We start from the raw sequence: 21,683 nt of genomic DNA, 5'->3' as shown, positions 1-21,683 counted from the left end.
TATGTTACAGCGCTTAATTATAAAAAATTACGCCATTATTGATCACCTGGAAGTTGACTTCTCAGGAAACCTGAATGTTATCACCGGTGAAACAGGCGCAGGTAAATCTATCCTGCTCGGTGCCCTCTCTCTGATCCTCGGTGAAAGAGCAGATCCAGGCGTGCTGTTTAATAAAGAAGAAAAGTGTTACGTGGAAGGTGTTTTCACCTTTAAAGACAGGCAGGTATCCGTATTCCTAAATGAACATGAACTCGATGTGGAAGATCAGCTGATCATCCGCCGGGAAATCAGTGCCGCCGGGAAATCAAGGGCGTTCGTAAATGATACACCTGTTAATATCTCCCAGCTGTCGGCACTCAGCCAATACCTGGTAGACCTACACCAGCAGTTTGATACACTCGAACTCGGCAACGCCGAATTTCAGCGCGAAGTAATTGATGCCCTCGCCAAACCAGCGGAACTGCAGCAATACCAACAGCTGTTCCAACAATACTTACAGGTACAGAAAAAATATAAGGAACTGTTCGACAGCAGGGACGTAGCCAACAAAGAACTGGACTACAACAAATTTCTGCTGGATGAGCTGACAGAAGCTGACTTCAAGGAAAATGAAATCGAGGACCTGGACAACGAATTACAGGTGCTCAGTCATGCCGAAGAAATCAAAAATACCCTTAGCCGCGTTTACTTTCAGCTCAAGGAAGATGAACAGCCCATCTTACAACAACTGAAACAAATGCAGTCGTCCCTGCAAACAATCGCCTCTTATCATAAAGATGTGCCGGCGGTGGCAGAGCGAATGCAGTCACTCTATATAGAGCTGCAGGACATCGCCGGTGATATTGACCGAATTAGCGACCAGGTGCAGTTCGACGGTGCACGTATTGAACAGGTAAACGAGCGCATGGCCATGGGCTACCGCTTCTTTAAGAAGCATGGTGTGCAAACCACTGCTGAGCTGCTCGAAATCAAAGCCGCACTGGAACAGAAAGTCTCCAGCGTGCTTAACCTCGATGAGGAACTGGCTGCACTGGAACAGCAACAGGCCGAATTAAAATCGCGCCTGCAGGAACTGGCCACCGGCATCACTGCCGCCAGAACTACCGCTGCACAACCATTTGAGAAAAAAGTAAATGAACTGCTGGCACAGGTAGGTATGCCAAATGCCCGTATGAAAGTGGATATCGCCAGTGGCGAACTGAATGCATATGGCCAGGATACGATCGACCTGCTCTTCGATGCCAACAAAAGCAACCAGTTTGCCCCGGTTGGTAAAGTAGCCTCAGGTGGTGAGTTGAGCCGTATCATGCTTTGTGTAAAATCACTCGTGGCAAAATCCGTTCACTTGCCTACCCTCATCTTCGATGAGATCGATACCGGTATTTCCGGTGAGGCAGCCAAGCAGGTGGGCGTTATCTTAAAAGACCTTGCCAGGGAGCACCAGATCATCTGTATCACGCACCAGCCGCAGATTGCAGGTAAAGCAGACGCACACTACTTTGTATACAAGGATGCAGCTGCCGATAAGGTGCGTACCAGCGTTCGCCTGCTGACACTGGAAGAGCGCATCAGTAAAATCGCACAGATGCTCAGCGGAGAGAAGCCTACAGCGGCAGCATTAGAAAATGCACGTGAAATGGTGAGATGAAAAAAGCTGCCTGCCAACAACTCCTGATATTATGGCGTCACGCATATATAAATTAGACAGGTATACTTCATGGGAGGAAGTCTGCGTGTAAATGCCGGCCGAAGGCAGGTAAATCACTCAAACTGACCGGTAAATAAATCAAATAGCTTTTTTCAACTATAACGACTATTTTTGCCGAAATTAATTTTTGACCAAATGGCTCATAACTTATTAAAAGGGAAAAAAGGTATCATCTTTGGCGCTTTGGATGAAAAGTCTATCGCGTGGAGAACTGCACTGCGTTGTGTAGAAGAAGGCGCTGAAATCGTGCTTACCAATGCTCCTATTGCCCTCCGTATGGGTGAAATCAAAAAGCTGGCTGATACCTGTAATGCACCGGTAATCCCTGCTGATGTAACCAACATGGATGATCTGAATAACCTGTTTACTAAATCCATGGAGCATTTTGGCGGTAAGATTGACTTCGTACTGCACTCTGTGGCGATGGGTATGAACATTCGTAAGGGCAGAAGCTATACCGACCTGGATTACGATTTTAACCACAAAACATTCGATATCTCCGCCATTTCCTTACACCGTGTGCTGCAAACAGCTTACAAACTGGATGCGCTGAATGAATGGTCTTCTGTAATTGCGCTGTCTTACATCGCTGCAGAACGTGTATTCCCTGACTACGGTGAAATGGCTGATGCCAAAGCACTGCTGCAGTCCATCGCACGTAGCTTCGGTTACCACTACGGTGTGCATAAAAAAGTACGTATCAATACCATCTCCCAATCTCCGGTTAAAACAACTGCAGGTGGTGGTGTGAAAGGCTTCGATGGTTTCATGACCTACGCAGAAGAAATGAGCCCGTTGGGTAATGCTTCCGCCGACCAGTGTGCAGACTATGCGGTTACTCTCTTCTCTGACCTGACAAGAATGGTGACCATGCAGAACCTGTTCCACGACGGTGGCTTCTCTTACACCGGTGTTTCTGAAGGAGTGGTGCTCCAGATGGAAAAACAGTAATAACTCAATAGTACGACTATATGAAAAAGGCCGCTGCAGTTGCAGCGGCCTTTTTTGCTCCCCATCCAACAACCGCCTTTGGCGGTTATTGGATGGGGAGTTGGTTCCGACCGAAGGTCGGAACCAACTCCCCATAATGGCTAAAGAGCTTCAAATAGGCACAAAAATAGCCGCTCCACCACGGTGGAACGGCTGCAGTTCTTTCGGCATAGGATCCTCAGGAGCCTATAAGTAACAACGGATTATCTGATTAATACTCATCTTCGTTGAAGAAGAAGTCATCCTGTGACGGATAATCGGACCAGATATCCTCAATACCTTCGTAAATTTCCCCCTCATCTTCCAGCTCCTGTAAGTTCTCAATCACTTCAATCGGTGCACCGGAGCGGATTGCGTAGTCAATGAGTTCGTCTTTCGTAGCTGGCCATGGAGCATCCTCCAGGTATGAAGCTAATTCTAATGTCCAGTACATCTTATTAAAATTTTTACTTTTTTAATTTTCCGCAAAAGTATTATTTAATTTGAAATAAACAACTTTTACTATTTTATTGGTTATTTACTTTTCTTTGGGTTATGCTAACCGCTCGCAATGTCACCAAAAATTATTCCAACTTACCGATTTTAAAGGGAGTGGATATAACTGTCAGTAAAGGAGAAATAGTGACTATCGTTGGTTCCTCAGGAGCCGGCAAGAGTACGCTGTTGCATATCCTTGGAACACTTGACCAGCCCAGCTCCGGCGAAATACTGCTCAATGATGTAAACCTGACTGAACTGAAAGGCAACCGCCTGGCCGACTTCCGGAACCGCCATATTGGCTTTATTTTTCAGTTTCACCACCTGCTGCCGGAGTTTACTGCCATTGAAAACGTTTGTATTCCCGGCTATATCGCCGGTGTCAACAAAAATACTGTCAGAGAGAAAGCTGTTTTCCTCCTCGAAACCCTCGGTTTGAAGGACCGGCTGGATCATAAACCCGGCGCCCTATCCGGTGGTGAACAGCAGCGTGTGGCCGTAGCCCGCGCGCTCATCAACTCCCCAGATGTGGTAATGGCCGATGAGCCTACCGGTAACCTGGACTCCCGCAATGCCAGAGAACTGCATAACCTGTTCTTCGAACTCCGGGAAAAACTGAACCAGACATTCATTATCGTTACGCATAACGAAGAGTTGGCGCCGCTTAGCGACCGCCAGCTTGTGATGAAGGATGGTAAAATCATTTAGCTCCCGAAAAGCGCCCGGCTTTGCCGGACGCTTTTCGGGAGCCGGGTCAGGGCCGCAGGCCCTGACCCGGCTCCCGGTTAATAGCCGTATATATCCATACCCGCACTAAAAGTACGGCAGTGCGCATCCACCACGTCTTTCACCTTCGGCGAATACCCACCACCCATGACTACGGCCACGGGTATATCATGTTTTTTCAATATGTCAAATACCAGTATGTCCCTTTCCAGACATCCCGCCGCGGTGATTTTGAGCTTTCCCAGCTTATCTGTTTCCAGAATATCGACCCCGGATAAATAATATACAATATCAGGCCGCACCTTGTTTATCAAAATCTGTAAAGCATCTTTCAGTGCCTGAAGGTATGGCCCGTCAGTGATGCCATCCGGCAGGGGAATATCCCAGTCGGAGCGCTCCTTATGGAATGGATAATTATGTGCCCCGTGCATGCTGAACGTGTATACACTGCCGTTATTTTCAAAGAGGGAAGCCGTTCCGTTGCCCTGGTGCACATCCAGGTCCACCACCAGTACCTGCTTCACTTTACGCCGATCCAGCAGGTAGTTAGCCGCCAAACCAATATCGTTGAGTAAGCAGAAGCCTTCGCCCCTGGCGGCAAATGCGTGGTGGGTGCCACCGGCCACATTAAAGCCGATGCCGTGATCCAGTGCATGCAGGGAGATGTCGATCGTTCCCTGGCCGATCGTGATTTCGCGCAGGGTCAGGCGTTCGCTTTGCTCAAAGCCAATCACCCGCTGCTCGCGGTAGGTGAGCTGCTGATCGCGCAGTTTATGCCAGTATTCCTTTTCGTGGGTGAGCAGGATAATATCTTCATCCAGTGGCGAAGGTTCAAACAGGTGCATCGGCTGAATGATCCCTTCCCGCAGCAGTTGCTGGGGGATCAGTTCATACTTCACCATCGGAAAGCGATGCTCCGGCGGCAACGGATGTACGTAAACGTCATGGAATGCTATCTTCATAAAACCTTATTGGGCCCTTACTACCGACTGACCGGCAATTACAAAAACTGCCTCTCCCGGCTCGGCATCTACGCTGGCCATGCCGGTAAAATCACCGAAGGCGGGTAAAATCCCGCAATGGCGGCCAAAATAAAAGCAGGGCAATCGCAAACGCTGTTTGGCCAAACCTGCCATCACATATCCCGGATGCAGATGCCCGGAAAACGTGTATGTATAACCGTTAGCGCCCTCGCAGGGCTCATGAATAAAGTGAATATCGCGAATGGTAAGGTGGGGAGAAGTAGTGACCTGCAGGTTGACATATATCTCCTCCGGCATAATGTCATGATTGCCAACTACCAGGTGGAAAATGATGTGCGGGAACTGCTGGCGCCAGATCTTAAAATACTGCACCTCGCTGTTTTCCCGGCTGTGAAACATATCGCCTACAATAATGATCTGCGTAGGCTGCAGGCGGGTGATCAGCCGCTGTAATCGCAGCAGGTCTTCCTCCACAATGCCGGTAGGTACAGCAATGCCGGCCTTCCTGAAATGTGTAGCCTTGCCCAGATGCAGATCTGAAATAATAAGTGCCTGTTCTTCCTGCCAGTATATCGCGCGTTCCGGCAACAGGTGCCAGTGCTGCGATTGGTATACGAATATTTCCCCTGTCACGCTTTCCTCTTTTTTAATCAGGCTGCAAATTATCAATTATTACCCGTTTGCGGCGATCAATTTTTTGATGCGGTCTTCCAGTTTTTCGCTGGTCATGGTATCGCGCAAACTATCCACTTTAATCGGGAAGCAGAAGGGTGTGAGCCGCTCCGGGCGGGTGATTACAATCTTGCTAACCGCTATGCGTTCCAGCGTTTCACGGAGCCTGGCTTCTTCCATCTGGTAAAAGAAGGCCTCATTAAACGCCTGTTGCAGCAGCAGGTTATGCGGATCATAATCCCGGAACACGTTGAATATAAGGGAGGAAGACGCCTGTAAATGCCTGTTGGCTTTGCTTTTACCGGGATAGCCCTGGAAAATGAGACCGGCAATCACCGCTATATCCCTGAATTTACGCCTCGCCATTTCCGTGGAGTTCACGCTGGCTTGTAGTTCTGTATTCAGGTTTTCGAGAGATAGCAGCGCCTTCGCATTCTCCGCCGTCACGGGAATGGGCTGGTCGGACAGGAGCTCAAACCCATAATCATTCATCGCTATCGAGAAAGTAATGGGCTGAATTCTGCTGATACGGTATGCCAGCAGTGCGGCCATTACCTCATGCACCAGCCGCCCTTCGAATGGAAAGCAGAAGAGATGGTAGCCGTCTTTGGTAGCTATATGCTCTATCAGCAGCTCATCATCTTTAGGAACGTGGGATAAGTGCTCCTGCAGCTGAAACAGCGGCTGCAGGGCAATCAGCTCCGGGTCTTTGGTTCGGCGGCTAAGCGCTTCGTTAAACTTCTGGCGGAGCATTTTTCCCAGGTTGGACGACAGTGGAATACGGCCGCCCTGCCAGGAGGGTACAATCGTTTTTTTGGAAGTGGATTTGCGCACGAGGGCCGTCATATCTTTCGTCATCACAAATTCCAGGTTACGGCCGGCCAGTGTAAAGGATTCGCCGGGTTGCAGCCGGGAAATGAAGCCTTCTTCTATCACACCCACATAGCCACCGGAAAGGAATTTCACTTTCATCATCACGTCACTGACGATGGTGCCTATATGCAAACGATGGCGCATGGCCAGTACGCGGCTGGTACAGCGGTAGTAGTTCCCGCTTCTCTCTACTTTCTTAAACTCATCATACCCTGAGAGAGCTTCGCCGCCAGTGGTGAGGAAGGCCAGCAGCCATTGCCAGTCCTCCGGGGTAATATGTTGAAAACAGTAGGTTTTACGTACTTCTTCCCAGATGTCGTTTGCATGAAAGCCATCGGATACGGCCAGCGTCATCAGGTATTGCAGCAGCACGTCCCAGGCAAGGAGTACGGGCATGCGGCTTTCAATCAGTTCCTGTCCCATGGCTGCCTTTAGCGCCGCGGCTTCCACGAGCTCGAGCGCATGGGTAGGGAGGAAATATATTTTGCTGACAGCGTCTGGCTGGTGGCCGCTACGGCCGGCCCTTTGCAGAAACCGGGCAACGCCCTTCGGACTTCCTACCTGTATAACGGTGTCCACCGGGCGGAAGTCCACGCCAAGGTCCAGACTGGCGGTACATACCACCACTTTCAGGATGCCATTATGCAGGGCTTCCTCCACCCATACACGCAGTTCCATGTCCATTGAGCCGTGATGTAAGGCTATGGCTCCCGCCAGCTCCGGGCAGTGGGTGAGGAGCGACTGGTACCAGATTTCACTTTGGGAACGGGTATTGGTAAACAGGAGAGTGGTTTGACTCTCCTTGATTATCGGAATAGCCTGTGGGAGCATTTTAAGGCCCAAATGGCCGGCCCAGGGGTAATTCTCTATCTCAGTAGGGATTACACTGGTAAGGGCTATTTTCTTCCTTAAAAGTGCCCTTATGATGATGCCATCGTTATGGTAAGGACCCAGGAGTACCTGCATGGCCTCGTCGAGGTTGCCGATGGTAGCAGATATGCCCCAGACTTTAAGGGGAGGGCGATTTTCTTCGATGGCCAGCCCGCGGAGGCGGCTTAGCGCCAGTTCCACCAGCACGCCTCTTTTGGTGCCGATGAGTTCATGCCATTCGTCTGCCACAATGGTGTGCAGGTGCTGGAAGTGTGCGGGATAGTCCCTTTGGGCAAGCAGGATATGCATGCTTTCAGGGGTAATGAGCAGTACTTCCGGCATTTGCTTTTTTTGTGCAGCGCGGGTAGCAGTGGAGGTATCGCCGCTGCGAATGCCTACCTGCCAGGGGATGCCGAGTTCGTCCAGTACTTCGGACATGGCACGGGCAATATCTTTGGCCAGTGCGCGCAGCGGTGTGATCCAGATGAGTTGCAGGCCGTTTTTCTTTTTTTTCTGATAGTCTTTGGGGTGCGCATCAATCCATGCGATCACGACTCCCAGAAACAGGGAGAACGTTTTACCGAAGCCGGTGGGCGCGTTTACAAGTCCTGATTTGCCTTGCAGGTACGCTTCCCAGGCTTCTTGCTGGAATTGAAAAGGTTGCAGCTCTTTAGCGGCGAGCCATTCCGTGATTACCTGATGTCCTTTCATGCACAATTTCCTTACCGGGTTATTGGATAAAATTAAGACACTATTTTTGCAACATGCTCTCTAAATTTTTCAGGCTGGAAGAAAACCAGACCACTTTCAAAAAGGAGGTCCTGGCAGGCCTCACTACTTTCTCCACCATGGCTTATATACTGGCGGTAAATCCCAGTATCTTGTCCCAAACGGGCATGGATTTCAATGCCCTGATCACGGCTACTGCCCTGGCGGCGGCCATAGGTACGCTGGTGATGGCGTTTTACGCTAATCTGCCGGTGGGGGTGGCGCCGGGTATGGGGCTGAATGCTTTTTTCGCGTATACGATTGTGTCGGCCATGGGCTATAGCTGGCAGTTTGCGCTTACAGCGGTATTCCTGGAAGGGGTTATTTTCATTTTTCTTTCTCTTTTTAAGATACGGGAGGCGATCATCAACAGTATCCCGTCCAATCTCAAGCATGCCATATCGGTAGGCATAGGTTTGCTGATTGCGCTGATAGGCATGGCCAATGCGGGCATCATCCAAACAGGCATGCATCATGTGGGTGATGGCCGGCTGGAAGGGGTGATCCTTAAAATGGGTGATCTTACCTCTGCAGGTCCGCTGCTGGCATTGATTGGCGTGATTGTAAGCGCTGTGCTCATGTACAAGGGCATCAATGCGGCGTTGCTGATCGGTATCCTGGCTGCAACGCTGGTGGGCATTCCGCTGGGTATAACCCATATGCCTGAAAACGGCCACCTGATTGGATGGCCACCGTCGGTAGCACCCGTAGCGTTTAAGCTGCAATTCGATAAAATATTTTCAATGGACATGGTCAAGATCCTGTTTACACTGCTGATGGTGAACCTGTTTGATACGGTGGGTACGCTGATCGGCCTTTGTAACAAAGCAGGATTGCTGGACAAGGATGGTCGCATGCCACGCGCCAAACAGGCCCTGATGGCGGATGCGGTGGGTACTACGGCTGCCGGCTTACTGGGTACCAGTGTGGTAACAGCCTATGTGGAAAGTGCGAGTGGTATTGCGGCTGGTGGCAAAACAGGGCTTACGGCTTTTACGGTAGCCATCATGTTTTTGCTGGCCTTGTTTTTTGCGCCGGTGTTTGCCATGATTCCTACCGCAGCTACTGCACCTGCCTTGATAATTGTGGGCATGCTGATGATGGGCGCCGTTACAAAAATAGATTTCAATGATGTAACGGAAGCGCTGCCGGCATTCTTAGCCATCGCTATGATGCCTTACTCTTACAGCATTGCAGAAGGCATCGTATTCGGAATGTTATCCTATGTGTTGCTGAAAGTATGTACAGGGCAGCATAAGCAAATCAGCCCTGTCATGTATGTGCTGGCCATCCTGTTTATCGTAACCTTCTTTGTTAAATAGTTTTTTCTACCAGCGTAGTACCCGTGTTGCTGACTTGTAAGGTATGTATCGCATTGCATTTCAGGGCATAGTTATTACGTTGGTGGCCTACCGGGAAGTTAAAGCATACCGGGTAGTTGTATTTTCCCACGCGTTCGAATATCATATCGTACAAAGTTCTGCCAAATTCTTCTCCCGGATCATCGGGTTTAATGCGGTTGAAACCACCAATGATCAGGCCTTTAAGGTGTCGAAGTTTGCCGGATCTTTCCAGGGTTCCCAGCATTCTGTCCAGGCTATATAAATATTCCCCAACTTCCTCCAGGAAAAGTATTTTCCCTTTGGTGTTGATTTCTGACGGAGTGCCCGACATGCTTTGCAGCACACTGAGATTACCCCCAACTAGTGGTGCAGTGGCGCTGCCTTGCCGGTTGTTGGGATCAGCTACGGCAGTATATTGCATGGCGGTTCCGGTGAGTGATTTATAAATGGAGGAGATGGTATCCTGCATCACGGCGTCGGATGTACGAAAATCATCAGGGAAGCTGTTACACATTTTACTGTGTATACTGGAGATGTTAAACCTGCTGTTGATATGGCTGTGTAACGCCGTAATGTCGCTAAATCCAATGATCCATTTGGGATGTTTGGTGAACGCGTCGAAATTGAGCCGGTCGATCATCCTGGCGCTACCGTATCCGCCGCGGGCGCACATAATGGCTTTGATGTCCCGGTTGTTAAGCATATCCTGGAAGTCGGCGGCACGTTGCGCATCCGTGCCGCCGAACGAACCATCTTTCAGTCCTACGGTGCTGCCTATACGAATCACAAACCCCCAGCTTTCCATAATGCGTACTGCTGCATCAATTTCATCCCTGTTAATAAACCCTGCCGGGCAGGTAATACCTATCTCATCACCTTCCTTGAGATACGGCGGGATAATGGGATGAGCAGGCATGTCGTCAAAAGGCAGTATGGCAGCTGCTGCTCTGACGCCCGGAAAGGCGGCACCGGTGGATATTAAGGCGGATAAAAAATGCTTACGATTCATTGGATTAAAGTAAGCATATTTTATGGATTATGCCTGCCTCAATTCCCGTACGGACCAATGCGCGACGTACTGTCCGTTTTTCAATTCCACGATATCAATGATCCGCATGGTTAATGGCTTGCCGATGGCTGTCAGTCCCAGGAAAGGTGCATTCAGTATGCCCGTAAACGTTTTATGGGTGATTACGGTATCTCCATCGGCATACATGGCATGGATGTCGAGTTTAAGATCACCGATATTGCTGAGCCCTGTGAGGATAAAGGTTTTGAGAGAGTTAATATCTTTGGAAAACCCCGGAGCAGCGGTATGATTGATGAAATCAGGATGTACGATGGCGTCAAGAGTTTCCATGTCTTTGTGGAGGAGGCAGGCTTCATTGAAAAGTCTTACGGTAGCCATGTTTTGTTCAGCAGTGTGTTGCATAGTAATTTTTATTTACTGCAAAGGTAAATTGGTGGGGAAGGTCCGGGTAACGCGATCGGCTCAGATCATAACATTTTTGGTGCGCATGGCCTGCGGGGTGGTACCATATTGTTTGCGGAACAGGGATATAAAATGTGGGGTATGTTCAAAGCCGCATTCGAGGCTTATTTCGGTGATCTGTAGTTGTGAATTAAGCAGGAGGGTATGGGCGTATTTGAGTCGCTCCGCAGTGATCCATTGCCGCGGGCTGCTCTGGAAATGCTGCTGGAAATCCCGCTTAAATGCAGCGAGGCTTCGGTTGGAGAGCCGGGCCAGTTCCGGCAGGGTAAGTGGTTCAAAGAGGTGGTGTTTTACTACCCAGTCTATATTTGGCGCACTGCCATTGGCGATATCATGCAGCATGGCTGCTACCTGAGTTTTTTGCGGTGTGGCCAGCAGGAGCAGGAGTAATTCAAATACTTTCAAGGGCAGCAGTTCTCCTATTGTAGCGGGTGGTGCGGTAAAGTACTGCAGGTATTGTTCCTGAAAGCTGTTTAGTGCCGTTGTGATGGGAATCACCAGGTTAGCCACAGGTGAGCCGGTAGCTGGGAAGTGTGCGCCATATTTGTGAATAAATCGGCTTACCTGTTCGTCCGTAAAATAGATCAGCAGACTCTTAAAATCGGTGCCGTCTTCCACGATGTCGGACAGGATGTGAAAACCCTTGCGGAGGATGAATACGGAGCCTGCGGCTACCTCGATGGAGGTATCGTTGGTATGCAGGATTTTATAGCCGTTGAGTACGAAGATGAGCGTGTTTTCTTTCAGGAATACACGTCGTTTTTCGGCCATGCGGCGTTGTTTGAGCATGGCGTAATGCGTGTTGCCCAATTTCAGCAGTTGCTGACCGGGAAAGTCCTGTGGAAATTTAAGCAGCATATCAATACACTACCTGATGGGTAGCTTTAATCACTGAAATTACAAAAATGCTTTGGGTGTGACTGAGGTTATCGAGTTCACCCAGTTTATTCACATAAAATTCGCGGTATTCATCCATATCGCGTACCTGTACTTTGATCATGAAATCAAATTCACCGGAGATGTTAAGGCACTCGGTAATTTCATGGAAGTTCAGAATTTCCTGGATGAATTTTTTTCCGTACTTTTTGTTGTGTTCTTTTAAGGTAATGTAAACCAGTACTGTTAATCCTTTACCAATTTTACCGGGGTCCACGATGGCGGCATATTGCTTAATGATACCTGCCTGTTCCATCTTGCGGATGCGCTCATATACGGGCGTGGTGCTCATGTTAAGCTGGGCAGCTATATCGCGCATGGTCATCTTGGCATCTTGTTGCAAGAGGCGCAGGATGTTCATGTCCTTTTCATCCAATACCAGTTGTGTTGTTTCCAATTTTTTCCTGATTTAGTAAAAGAATATAGATCTTTATGGAATAAAAATCTACATAAAGATAGATATAAGGCAATTTATTCCAAAATTTCTTTTTTATTTAGTTTTATGTTCTAGAAAATATAAGTTTGCTGACCCAATTCAATCTTATGCAGCAACGAATAATTTTAATGATTTCCTGTCTGGCCGTATTCTTTGAAACGCTGGATGCTTCTGTATTGAACATGGCCATCCCCTCAATGGAGCAGTACTTCAATTTTGGTCCGGATGCCATTCAGTGGGTACAGGCACTGTACCTATTGTTTTATGGCGGCTTTGTATTGCTGGGTGGGCGGCTCACGGACATCAGGGGTCGCAGGAACGTGTATATTACCGGTGCTGCCATATTTGGTGCCGCTTCCTTTGCTGCGGGCTTTGCAAAAAGTTTTGGCTGGCTGCTGGCATGCAGGGCGGTGCAGGGCATCGGCGTGGCATTTGCCATCCCGGCAGCGATTGCGATCATCATTCACACCTTTACCGTACCGCAGGAGCGCAACCGGGCCATGGGCATATTTGGCGCCATGGCAGGCACCGGCTTTGCCACCGGGTTGGCCATAGGTGGCTTGATCAGCGCTTATTGGGGCTGGCAATGGGTATTCTTCATTAACGTGCCGGTAATCATACTGGCGATCCTGCTTGCGCTTACCTATATTCCTGCTGATCAGAAAAATGAACAGTCTGTTCCCAGTGATTATAAAAGTGGGTTGATGATAACTACGCTCATGCTGGCTGCCGCGTGGATGGTTCATTCCCTCGGCAGCATCGGCAGCCATCCGTGGATGTTTGCCGGTACGCTGACAGGATTTTTGGTACTGGGTACTTACTTCATCCAACGGGAACGTGCACACGCCACACCGCTTGTGGACTTTAGTATATTTAGGTTAGATGGTGCCGTTGCGGGTAACCTGGCGGCGTTACTGACAGGCGCTGCATTTGTCAGCTACTTATTCCTGCTCACGCTCTACCTGCAGCAGCACCTGCTGTTTAGCCCTGCCAGCGCAGGCTTGCTGTTACTGCCTTTCAGTATTCTTTCGGGCTTGTTTTCAAAATTCATACTGCCGTTTTGCTTTAAGCGTTTGGGTGTAACGGGAGTGGGCTTACTGGGCAATGCTTTCATGGTTACCGGCTTCCTGAGCTTTATGTTGAGTTACAGCGGCGTACTGCCGGTACCGTTAATTGTATTTGGTATTTTTTGTACCAATTCGGTAGGTATTTCCATGATATTCCCGAGTGTAACCATCCTGAGTGTGCAGGCGGCGCCTCCGCATCAGCAGGGACTCGCCTCTGGTATTAACGGTACTTCCAACTCCTTTGGCGGTGGGCTCGGACTTTCTGTTACAGGGCTGATCATGCAGGTAGTACCGCTGTATCAGCTGGATATGCACCTTTCTTCATTGGTGATGCTGCTGGTATTTGAAGCGCTGGCCATTACCACACTATTGGTATATCAGCGTAAGCATTCAGCCCTGGTGGAGGGCAAGTAATTTTTTCAGGTCGTCGAGGGTATTGATCTCTGCCACGGGCTTATCTTTACGCCAGCGGGCTATGCGCGGGAAACGCAGCGCTATCCCTGATTTATGGCGATTTGAAGCTGCAATACCTTCAAATGCAATTTCAAAAACCTGCAGTGGCTCCACCGTTCTTACCGGGCCAAATTTTTCCAGCGAATGCCTTTTTATCCAGCTGTCTACTTCCGCAATTTCCTTATCGGTAAGGCCTGAATAAGCTTTGGCAAAAGGTACGAGGTTATCGCCGTCGCGCACTGCAAAGGTATAGTCGGTATATAGGTTAGACCTGCGGCCATGGCCTTTTTGCGCATACAGCATGACTGCATCCACTGTAAACGGATCAATTTTCCACTTCCACCAGTCGCCACGTTTGCGGCCTACCTGGTAAGACGCCGCCAGCTTTTTTAGCATCACGCCTTCGCTCACGTGTGCCCGTGCTTCGTCGCGTAAGGCGGCCAGTTGCTGCCATTCCTGGAAGGTAATCACGGGGGAGAGCTGCAACATGGGTTGCTGCACCTGTTGTACGATGGATTCCAACAGCGCACGGCGCTGGGATAACGGATAATCGCGTATATCGGCGGATTCCCATTCCAGCAGGTCGTACGCCAGAAATGCTACCGGTGCTTCCTGCAGTTGTTTTTTGGTTATAGTTTTACGACCGATGCGGGTCTGCAATGTTTGAAAGGGCAGGGGAGTGTTATTAGCGTAGGTTAATATCTCCCCATCCAAAACTACTCCATCAGGTAATGCATTGGTAAGTGGCTGGTATTCCGGAAATTTTTCGGTGATCAGTTCCTCTCCGCGTGACCATACAAACAGCTTTCCTTCTCTTTTGATGATCTGCCCGCGGATGCCATCCCATTTCCATTCGGCTTGCCACTCTTCCGGCGGCCCCAGCTCCTCCGGTGCTGTTTCCAGTGGATAGGCGAGGTAAAAGGGATAAGGCCGCGAGGCATCCGCGCCGGTGGTATGAAGGTGTAATAAGTCTTCTATGGTGGCTTCCCGCGGGTCCCAGTTGCCGATGATCATATGGGAAAGGGTGGCTGGTGGAATATCCCAGGTTTTGGCCATGGCGTTCACCATCATTTTTTGCGACACGCCTATACGAAAACCGCCGGTGATCAGTTTGTTGAATACAAATCGTTCACTTTCATCGAGGGAGTTCCAGGCATGTTTGATGAACTGTTCCTTAGTAGGTTCGTCTGCCTTATCGAGTTGCAGCAGTTGTTCCATCCAATAATGCAGGGGAGCGGCTTTCCGGTCCGTGGGCGGTGGCAGCAGGAGGGCTATGGTTTCTCCCAGATCACCTACGGTGTGATAACTTTCATCGAACAGCCATTCCGGCAGGCCGGTTTGTTGAATACACCAGTTTTTAAGTTGCGTGGTATTCACGGTTCGCTTAGGTCTCCTACCGGTAAACAACGCCAGTACCCACGTTTTATCGTGACCGGGGGCTGTGGCAAAGTACTCACTGAGGGCGGCGAGCTTTTCATTTGTTTTGGTACTGTTGCTGATTACCTGCACTAATTTTGCGAACTGCTGCACTTGAATAATCTTTTAGTTATTGACAATGTTTCCGTTTTCTTCCTCTCCATAGGCCGTCACCACTTCTTCGGCGGCAATGCCCTGTTCATGGAGGTAGCGGGCAAATACGCTGCTGAAGCCATGTGTCACGTATACTTTTTCAGCGCCGGTAGCCTTCACGGCGGAGAGGAGGCCGGGCCAGTCGGCATGGTCCGACAGCGCAAAGCCTGCGTCCGCATTTTGCCGGCGCATATTGCCCCGCACCGTCATCCAGCCGCTGCAAATGCCGAGTGCATACGGACTAAATTTTTTCATCCAGCTTACATCTGCGGAAGGCGGTGCAATAATGATGCTATTCGGAAAAGCACTTTTAGGGGTGTCGGGCGTAATATGCTCTATGGGCGGCAGCTTCCAGCCATTATGTACCAGCGCCTCATGGGTATTGGCGATGGCGCCATGCACGAGGAATTTCTCCGTTTTGTGTTGTAAATGCTGCATTACGCGCTGGGCTTTTCCCAGGCTGTATGCCAGCAATACGCTGGCTTTGCCGGATTGACGGTTATCATCTACCCACTGGCCTATTCCCGAAAAAATCTCCTCCTGTGGGGCCCACCTGTAAATGGGCAGACCAAAAGTAGATTCTGTGATGAACGTATGGCATTTCACGGGCTCGAATGGTGAGGATAGTCCGTCGTTTTCCAATTTGTAATCGCCGCTCACCACCCATACTTCCCCGTCTTTTTCCAGCCGTATCTGTGCGGAGCCAATGATATGGCCGGCAGGATGCAGGGTTACTTTCACGCCGTTGAAGTAAATAGCTTCGTTATAGGCAATGCCCTGCACGTTGATATCTTGTCCGAGCCGGAGTTGTAGTAGCGGCACCGTTGCGTTTTCGCATAAATAGTAGCGGGAACCAAGCCGGGCATGATCCGAATGGGCATGCGTGATAACCGCACGGGTAACGGGTTTCCACGGGTCAATATAAAAATCACCCGCAGCGCAGTAGAGGCCGCTGTTGGTAAATGTGATCATACCTGAATTTACTTAAAAAGATGCAGGTTGCCAGAAAAGTTGTTTGTATATACCTTTGCGTGGTTACAAACAAAAGATATGAGTCAATTTCCGCATATAAACCTGCCTTTAAAAGCTAAGCTGACCTTTACAGCCAACCCGGTAAACGTGGTACCGATACCTGGTGGAGAGGTGCTGATGAACTTCGCCAGCCAGCCACTGATTACTAAGTTGAATGATAACCTGGAAATCGTCTGGGAAAAAATCATGCAGGGGCAAAATGCCAATTATGTGAGCAGTAAATTATCTGCTTCCCCTGACGGGCGACTGATTGCTATTGCCGGCATGACAGACATGCGTATATTAAATGCCGATGGAACTGAACTCCTGCATACCGTGGAGCATGGCTCCTGGGGCTGGTTTTTAGGGGCTGCCTGTTATTTTTCGGCAGATAATAAAACTATCTGGTATGTATTGCCGGGTGATGAAAATGAAACCGATGAATTACAGGTGATGGACGCCCAAACCTTCGGGGTAATTGCCTCCTATCCGCTGTTAGAGAGTCAGCAACATGCCTACACTTTCCACGCTACACCTGATGTATCCACCATCCTGCTGGAAGCCTCTGCAGGCCAGGAGCAATCCACGCTTATGCGGTTGCAGCTCAGCGATGGTGTGATTAAACTGACTGAACTCAGCCAGTGCGAAGATGTGATCATGGGTAACTTTGCGCCTTCCGGTAAAGAGTTTGTTATGGCTCCTCATTATGAAGGACCGGTAGAAATATTCTCTTTCCCTGAAATGGAGAAATTAGCTGAACAGGACCAGGAGTCTATATTTGCGGGCAGCATCGATTTTCCTGCGGCTGAACCGGATAACATTAATTTCACGGTGTATTTTATTGATGATAATCATTTGCTGGTAGTTTCCCAGTTTGGTCGTTTACTCCTGCTTGATAGAGCTTCGTTGCTGGTAAAAGGAGAGGTGATGCCGGAAGGTATTGTGTTTACTGCTTATGATATGGAAGGTAATCCTACTACAAACAGAGATGAGATTTATGATTACAGCAGCAATGTGATCAACGTGATGATGGTGCATGGAAAGCTGTTGCTGACAACGGCGGAAGGGGAGTTGAGGAGTTATGAGCTGCCGGTGTAAATATTTCAAAAGGACGTTTCAATTCCAGAAACGTCCTTTTGAAATTACATTTTCTTAAGCCCATCTTTATTAATAAAATCGGTTTCTTTTTTCGGTCCGTTCAATCGATGTATAAAAACGGGAGGCAATGTTTGGATATGCCGGATGTTACTCCATGAGTATACGTCGTTTTTATAAGCCGAAGAAATGCCTGCTTCGCCGGCAAATTCTACTGTACCGTCATAAGAATGTTTGAGATAGTAAACCGGAATAACATATTGATTCACCCCTTTCTCACTGAATAGTTTCCAGTTAACTCCTTGTAATGCTTTCTGTTTAAGCTCTTTGTTGGGACATGGGTAATTTTCAGGAATGCTTACCTCAACAGTATTTGATACTTTCACCAGTATGGTATAAACGCTGGATTGCCTGAGTGAATCTGCATCTCTTACATCCGAACTCAAGATTTTTACTATTTTATTAAATTCGGTTTCTGGCGTTAATGTTTGGGCAATGATGCTTTTATGAAATATTAACAGGACACCTGCCAGCAGATACTTGTACATAATATCGTTTGATTACGGTATTGGGAATTGTTAGTACAAAAGTTACAAACAATTTTCACAAAGATGATACGCCTGCCATAAAAAAGGTGCCTCCAAAACTGGAAGCACCTTGTTCACATTGTTTACCGTTTACTTTTTAACAATCTTCCTGATCCGGTGATTTCCCAGGTCAGCTACGTAAATGTTGCCGGCGGCATCCATGCATACATCTGTAGGTTGATTAAACTGTGCTGCCGAGCCTGGCCCATCTGAAAACCCGCTGCTGGTACCGGCAATGGTGGATACTTGTCCACCGGCAATCAGCCGGATCTTATTATTACTTAAATCTGCGATCACGATATTGCCGTCTTTATCGAGTGTGATACCGTAAGGATCAGCAAAACGTGCCGCATTGGCTACGCCGTCGATATAGCCGGTGGTGCCGTCACCTGCAATGGTGGTAACCACGCCTGCCGGCGTGATTTTCCGGATACGGTAGTTCAACCGGTCGGCGATCCAGAGGTTTCCATCTTTATCGATTTCCAGGCCGCTGGGGTTCTTAAACCGGGCGGCAGTACCGGTACCGTCTGCAAATGCAGCGGTACCGTCGCCAGCGATTGTACTTACAGTTCCATCTATCGAAATTTTTCTGATGCGGTGATTCAGGTTATCTGCTACATACAGGTTACCGGCGGGGTCCACCACTACATCCAGTGGCTGGTTGAATTTTGCAGTGGCCACAGGGCCATCTGCAAAGCCAGCGGTGCCTGTACCGGCTACGGTGCTCACCGTACCGTCTGCAGCTATTTTACGAATGCGGTGATTATCCCTGTCGGCCACGTAAATGTTGCCGGCAGCATCCGCCACCGATCGCCAGGGCAGCTTAAATAAAGCCGTAGCCGCTGCGCCATCTTTAAACCCGCCAGCGTCAACGCCTGCAATAGCCGATACGTTAGTACCGCTGATTTTTCGGATACGGTTATTACCACGATCTACCACAATAATGTTGCCTTGTGCATCCACCGCTACGCCTTCCGGGTTTTTGAACTGTGCAGCAGTACCACTGCCTTCCACACTGCCCCCGGTGCCGTTGCCGGCAAGGGTGGATACTATATATTCCACGGGAGGTAAGGTGTAGTTAAACACAGGACCGGTGGCCTGTTGCTGACCTACGGCAATGGAAATGACGCCGGTAGTGCCGTTTGCAGGCGTCACCACCTGCAGCTGGCTGGCGTTGGCTTCGATCACCACTGCGGCCGCGCCGTTGAATTTTACTTGGTTCTCTTCCCGGATGCCACTGAAGTGCTTACCGTTGATGATAACAATGGTGCCGGCAGGAGCACTCCCCGGCCATACGGATGTAATACTGAGCGCTTTTACAGCGGATGTTTCATCGTTTTTATCGCACGAAACACCCAATAAAGCCATTAATAACAGTAACGTATATACGATATTTTTCATGGTGTCAGGATTGAATTAAGGTAGATCGTTAATGATCATCCAGCTGTTACCCACAGCACGGTTGTTGCCATCAGAAGGCTTGTTGCGTACCTGCCATACCGGTGCCAGCGGATGACGGATCATAAAAGTAGAAGAGCCGCCACCGTCCAGGTTTACCACGGTTTTGGCGCCGCACGCTTTCAGCAGCATACCCAGGTCGGTAATGGTGATACCATTGCTATAGTAAAAATTGCGCCCATCCACTACGGCGAAGTACAGGGTATTGTCCGCACTGATACCCGCAGCGGTGCGTGGTTCTATGGTTACATCGGTTTGCAGCTGTACCACGTTATCCTTCACGAGCAATTGCCCTGCACCCAACGCATCTTTGATTTGTGGCTGCATCACCGGGAAGTCCGCCCGGGTACCGAAAAACGGCTTACCATCATTGAGTACGGCAATGAAGGTGGCACTGCGTTCATTGGCCCACGTAGTTTTGAAAGTTTTACCATCTTTCACCATAATACCACGAGGTTCCCCAATGGTGCTGAAAAAATCGGCATTAACGGCAGCGGCTACACGATTGTGTGTGGAGTCGATGTACTTTGCCATGTCCGGCACTGTTTGCAGCGCCCATGGTGTAAGGCCGTACGGCGTGCCCGCTTGTAAACGGATGCCAGGCTTATTCATATCCACTTTTAAAATGAATAGGCGCATGGTATAGCCGGTCTGACTCAAATAGTGAATATCAGTTTCCTCAATGCCGGGAGCAATTGTGAAACTGGTATCGGAAAATACTTCAGCTATAATTTTAGTGCTGTCCGTAATTTTCTTAGCGAGGTCAGTCACCGGTGCACGGTGCACGGGTGCTGTGGTATCTTTATTGCAAGCCACCGCAGTGATGCTCAGCAGCAGGCAGCAGGCAAGTCTTATAATGCGCATGATCTTAATATTTTGGATTTTGCTGTAGTAAGTTGTTTAACGCCAGTTCGTTCATGGGCAGCGGGAATTTAGATTCCCGCTCTGCCAGGCCAATGTCGCTGGTTCTGTTCAAACGTACCAGGTCGAACCAACGGAACCCTTCTCCTACAAACTCTTTTCTTCTCTCTTCTAAAACAGTATTTAAATAGTCCTCTTCAGTACTCGGACTCACCGCAGTTAATCCACGGGCAACACGCAGTTCATTGAGGCGGGATAAACCTGACAGACCCTGTGCTTCCGCACTGATCAGGTACATTTCGGCAATGCGAACCACAATCAGCGGATCGGTGCCCGACTGACCACTGGGATATTTGTTCACCACGTTCAGCCCCTGGTAAGTGTCAACCGACATCGCCCTGCGTGTATCCGTTGACGTGAACAAATTCATTACCTCGTTGGTAGGCCGGTATACATAGCTGCCTTTTACAGGATGGGCATAAGTATAAAACAACGTGCTGATATTGGTGCTTGATTCAATCGTCGCATTTTTAAAGGAGAAAACGATTTCTGTATTGGCCAGCGCGCGGAAGATCTTGTCGAATGAATCCAGTTGGAAGAACCCGGATTTAATCACCTCTTCCGCATAAGCAGCGGCTTCCGTTTTTTTATTTTGTGCGAGCATCACCCTTGCCATCAGGGCTTTTGCAGCCATATTGGATACATAGTTGTATGAACCGTTGGTGTAAGCAGGGGTAGTGCTGATGGCGGCCTGCAGTTCTTTTTCTATGAAGGCCCATACTTCTGCTTCCGTGTTGCGTGGCACTTTATTGGCGGTATTTTTTTCCAGCACAGGCACGCCACCCCAGCGGGTTACGAGGTTGTAGTACTCGTAAGCGCGGAAGAAATGTGTAATGCCCAATACTTCATTTTTACGGGTGGACTCACGCAGCTGCGAGGCTGATTCCAGCAGGTTGTTGATCTGGTACAACGCGCTGTAGTAGCCGTTCCATGCGGTACTCATCAGGCCCTGCTCCGGACGCATAATGTTGCTGATAAACGTATTCAAACCACCATCAGTAGTAGAGCCCGAGTTAATCAGGTTACCACCGGTGATATCAAACATGATGTAGGATTCCGGACCGGGCGCGTTTTGTACACGGTTATAGATGCCGTTGAGGAACGATTCTACATCGTCAGGAGAAAGGGTGTTGGTGGCCACAGCGGAGTGCGACTTCACATCCAGCAGCTTGCTGCAGGAGCTGAAAACCATGCTGCCGGCTAATATAATCGGTAATAGTTTCTTTTTCATGATCAGGTCAGATTGAT

Annotated in this window: 20 protein-coding genes; 6 read left to right on the top strand and 14 right to left on the bottom strand. The window is 49.2% G+C overall.

Annotated features, from left to right (window positions below; genetic code table 11):
* Nucleotide 1: 1 nt before the first annotated feature.
* Complete coding sequence (gene recN / locus BUB18_RS01985; RefSeq protein WP_073077491.1) at nt 2-1,648, top strand: DNA repair protein RecN; 1,647 nt, start codon at nt 2-4, stop codon at nt 1,646-1,648.
* A gap of 195 nt (nt 1,649-1,843) precedes the next feature.
* Nucleotides 1,844-2,659, top strand: a complete 816-nt coding sequence (locus tag BUB18_RS01980) for an enoyl-ACP reductase FabI (protein ID WP_073077490.1) — start codon at nt 1,844-1,846, stop codon at nt 2,657-2,659.
* Nucleotides 2,660-2,909: 250 nt separating this feature from the next.
* Here BUB18_RS01980 and BUB18_RS01975 read toward each other — a convergent pair whose 3' ends face one another.
* The gene (locus tag BUB18_RS01975; protein ID WP_012794455.1) at nt 2,910-3,131 is read right to left on the bottom strand and encodes a DUF2795 domain-containing protein; all 222 of its coding nucleotides are present in this window, start codon (nt 3,129-3,131) and stop codon (nt 2,910-2,912) included.
* A gap of 101 nt (nt 3,132-3,232) precedes the next feature.
* Between BUB18_RS01975 and BUB18_RS01970 the strand changes: the two genes are divergently transcribed.
* Complete coding sequence (locus BUB18_RS01970) at nt 3,233-3,883, top strand: ABC transporter ATP-binding protein (RefSeq protein ID WP_073077489.1); 651 nt, start codon at nt 3,233-3,235, stop codon at nt 3,881-3,883.
* Between the two features lie 77 nt (nt 3,884-3,960).
* On the opposite strand, the gene BUB18_RS01965 is transcribed toward BUB18_RS01970, so the two are convergent.
* The 3 genes from BUB18_RS01965 to BUB18_RS01955 are packed head-to-tail and all read right to left on the bottom strand — an operon-like array spanning nt 3,961 to nt 8,010.
* Complete coding sequence (locus BUB18_RS01965) at nt 3,961-4,863, bottom strand: histone deacetylase family protein (protein ID WP_073077488.1); 903 nt, start codon at nt 4,861-4,863, stop codon at nt 3,961-3,963.
* A 6-nt stretch (nt 4,864-4,869) separates the two neighbouring features.
* A complete protein-coding gene (gene pdeM, locus BUB18_RS01960) occupies nt 4,870-5,517 on the bottom strand; it encodes a ligase-associated DNA damage response endonuclease PdeM (protein WP_178372064.1) in 648 nt (215 codons plus the stop codon).
* Between the two features lie 39 nt (nt 5,518-5,556).
* Complete coding sequence (locus BUB18_RS01955; RefSeq protein WP_073077487.1) at nt 5,557-8,010, bottom strand: ligase-associated DNA damage response DEXH box helicase; 2,454 nt, start codon at nt 8,008-8,010, stop codon at nt 5,557-5,559.
* Between the two features lie 53 nt (nt 8,011-8,063).
* Between BUB18_RS01955 and BUB18_RS01950 the strand changes: the two genes are divergently transcribed.
* Complete coding sequence (locus BUB18_RS01950) at nt 8,064-9,389, top strand: NCS2 family permease (protein ID WP_073077486.1); 1,326 nt, start codon at nt 8,064-8,066, stop codon at nt 9,387-9,389.
* On the opposite strand, the gene BUB18_RS01945 is transcribed toward BUB18_RS01950, so the two are convergent.
* From BUB18_RS01945 to BUB18_RS01930, 4 genes are read right to left on the bottom strand one after another with little or no spacing between them, the layout of a single operon-like run.
* On the bottom strand, nt 9,382-10,419 hold the full coding sequence (locus BUB18_RS01945; protein WP_073077484.1) for a S66 peptidase family protein: 1,038 nt from the start codon (nt 10,417-10,419) through the stop codon (nt 9,382-9,384). The genes BUB18_RS01950 and BUB18_RS01945 overlap by 8 nt on opposite strands.
* Before the next feature lie 27 nt (nt 10,420-10,446).
* Nucleotides 10,447-10,842, bottom strand: a complete 396-nt coding sequence (locus BUB18_RS01940; RefSeq protein WP_073077482.1) for an ester cyclase — start codon at nt 10,840-10,842, stop codon at nt 10,447-10,449.
* 60 nt (nt 10,843-10,902) lie between these two features.
* Nucleotides 10,903-11,760 carry an AraC family transcriptional regulator gene (locus tag BUB18_RS01935; RefSeq protein WP_073077481.1) on the bottom strand — a complete coding sequence of 286 codons (858 nt, stop codon included), beginning with the start codon at nt 11,758-11,760 and terminating at the stop codon, nt 10,903-10,905.
* A 1-nt stretch (nt 11,761) separates the two neighbouring features.
* The gene (locus tag BUB18_RS01930; RefSeq protein WP_245805600.1) at nt 11,762-12,235 is read right to left on the bottom strand and encodes an Lrp/AsnC family transcriptional regulator; all 474 of its coding nucleotides are present in this window, start codon (nt 12,233-12,235) and stop codon (nt 11,762-11,764) included.
* Between the two features lie 146 nt (nt 12,236-12,381).
* On the opposite strand from BUB18_RS01930, the gene BUB18_RS01925 reads away from it, so the two are divergent.
* Nucleotides 12,382-13,755, top strand: coding sequence for an MFS transporter (locus BUB18_RS01925; RefSeq protein ID WP_083549237.1), 1,374 nt, complete (start codon nt 12,382-12,384; stop codon nt 13,753-13,755).
* Here BUB18_RS01925 and BUB18_RS01920 read toward each other — a convergent pair.
* Nucleotides 13,732-15,324 (bottom strand): ATP-dependent DNA ligase, encoded by a 1,593-nt coding sequence (locus tag BUB18_RS01920; RefSeq protein ID WP_073077478.1) that lies wholly within the window; start codon nt 15,322-15,324, stop codon nt 13,732-13,734. The two genes, BUB18_RS01925 and BUB18_RS01920, sit on opposite strands and share 24 nt — an antisense overlap.
* A gap of 12 nt (nt 15,325-15,336) precedes the next feature.
* Nucleotides 15,337-16,335: a ligase-associated DNA damage response exonuclease gene (locus BUB18_RS01915; protein ID WP_073077476.1), complete on the bottom strand. Its 999-nt coding sequence runs from the start codon at nt 16,333-16,335 to the stop codon at nt 15,337-15,339.
* Between the two features lie 78 nt (nt 16,336-16,413).
* Between BUB18_RS01915 and BUB18_RS01910 the strand changes: the two genes are divergently transcribed.
* A complete protein-coding gene (locus tag BUB18_RS01910) occupies nt 16,414-17,472 on the top strand; it encodes a WD40 repeat domain-containing protein (protein ID WP_143159795.1) in 1,059 nt (352 codons plus the stop codon).
* A 44-nt stretch (nt 17,473-17,516) separates the two neighbouring features.
* On the opposite strand, the gene BUB18_RS01905 is transcribed toward BUB18_RS01910, so the two are convergent.
* From BUB18_RS01905 to BUB18_RS01890, 4 genes are all read right to left on the bottom strand, one after another.
* On the bottom strand, nt 17,517-18,017 hold the full coding sequence (locus BUB18_RS01905; RefSeq protein ID WP_073077473.1) for a hypothetical protein: 501 nt from the start codon (nt 18,015-18,017) through the stop codon (nt 17,517-17,519).
* Between the two features lie 129 nt (nt 18,018-18,146).
* A complete protein-coding gene (locus BUB18_RS01900) occupies nt 18,147-19,457 on the bottom strand; it encodes an NHL domain-containing protein (protein WP_073077471.1) in 1,311 nt (436 codons plus the stop codon).
* Between the two features lie 15 nt (nt 19,458-19,472).
* Nucleotides 19,473-20,378, bottom strand: a complete 906-nt coding sequence (locus tag BUB18_RS01895; RefSeq protein WP_073077469.1) for a phosphodiester glycosidase family protein — start codon at nt 20,376-20,378, stop codon at nt 19,473-19,475.
* A 4-nt stretch (nt 20,379-20,382) separates the two neighbouring features.
* Nucleotides 20,383-21,666: a RagB/SusD family nutrient uptake outer membrane protein gene (locus BUB18_RS01890; RefSeq protein WP_073077467.1), complete on the bottom strand. Its 1,284-nt coding sequence runs from the start codon at nt 21,664-21,666 to the stop codon at nt 20,383-20,385.
* Nucleotides 21,667-21,683 lie beyond the last annotated feature (17 nt).

Origin of the sequence: Chitinophaga jiangningensis (genome assembly GCF_900142605.1) — a bacterium.
GTDB classification, from domain to species: domain Bacteria; phylum Bacteroidota; class Bacteroidia; order Chitinophagales; family Chitinophagaceae; genus Chitinophaga; species Chitinophaga jiangningensis.
This window is presented reverse-complemented; position numbering and strand designations above follow the sequence as displayed.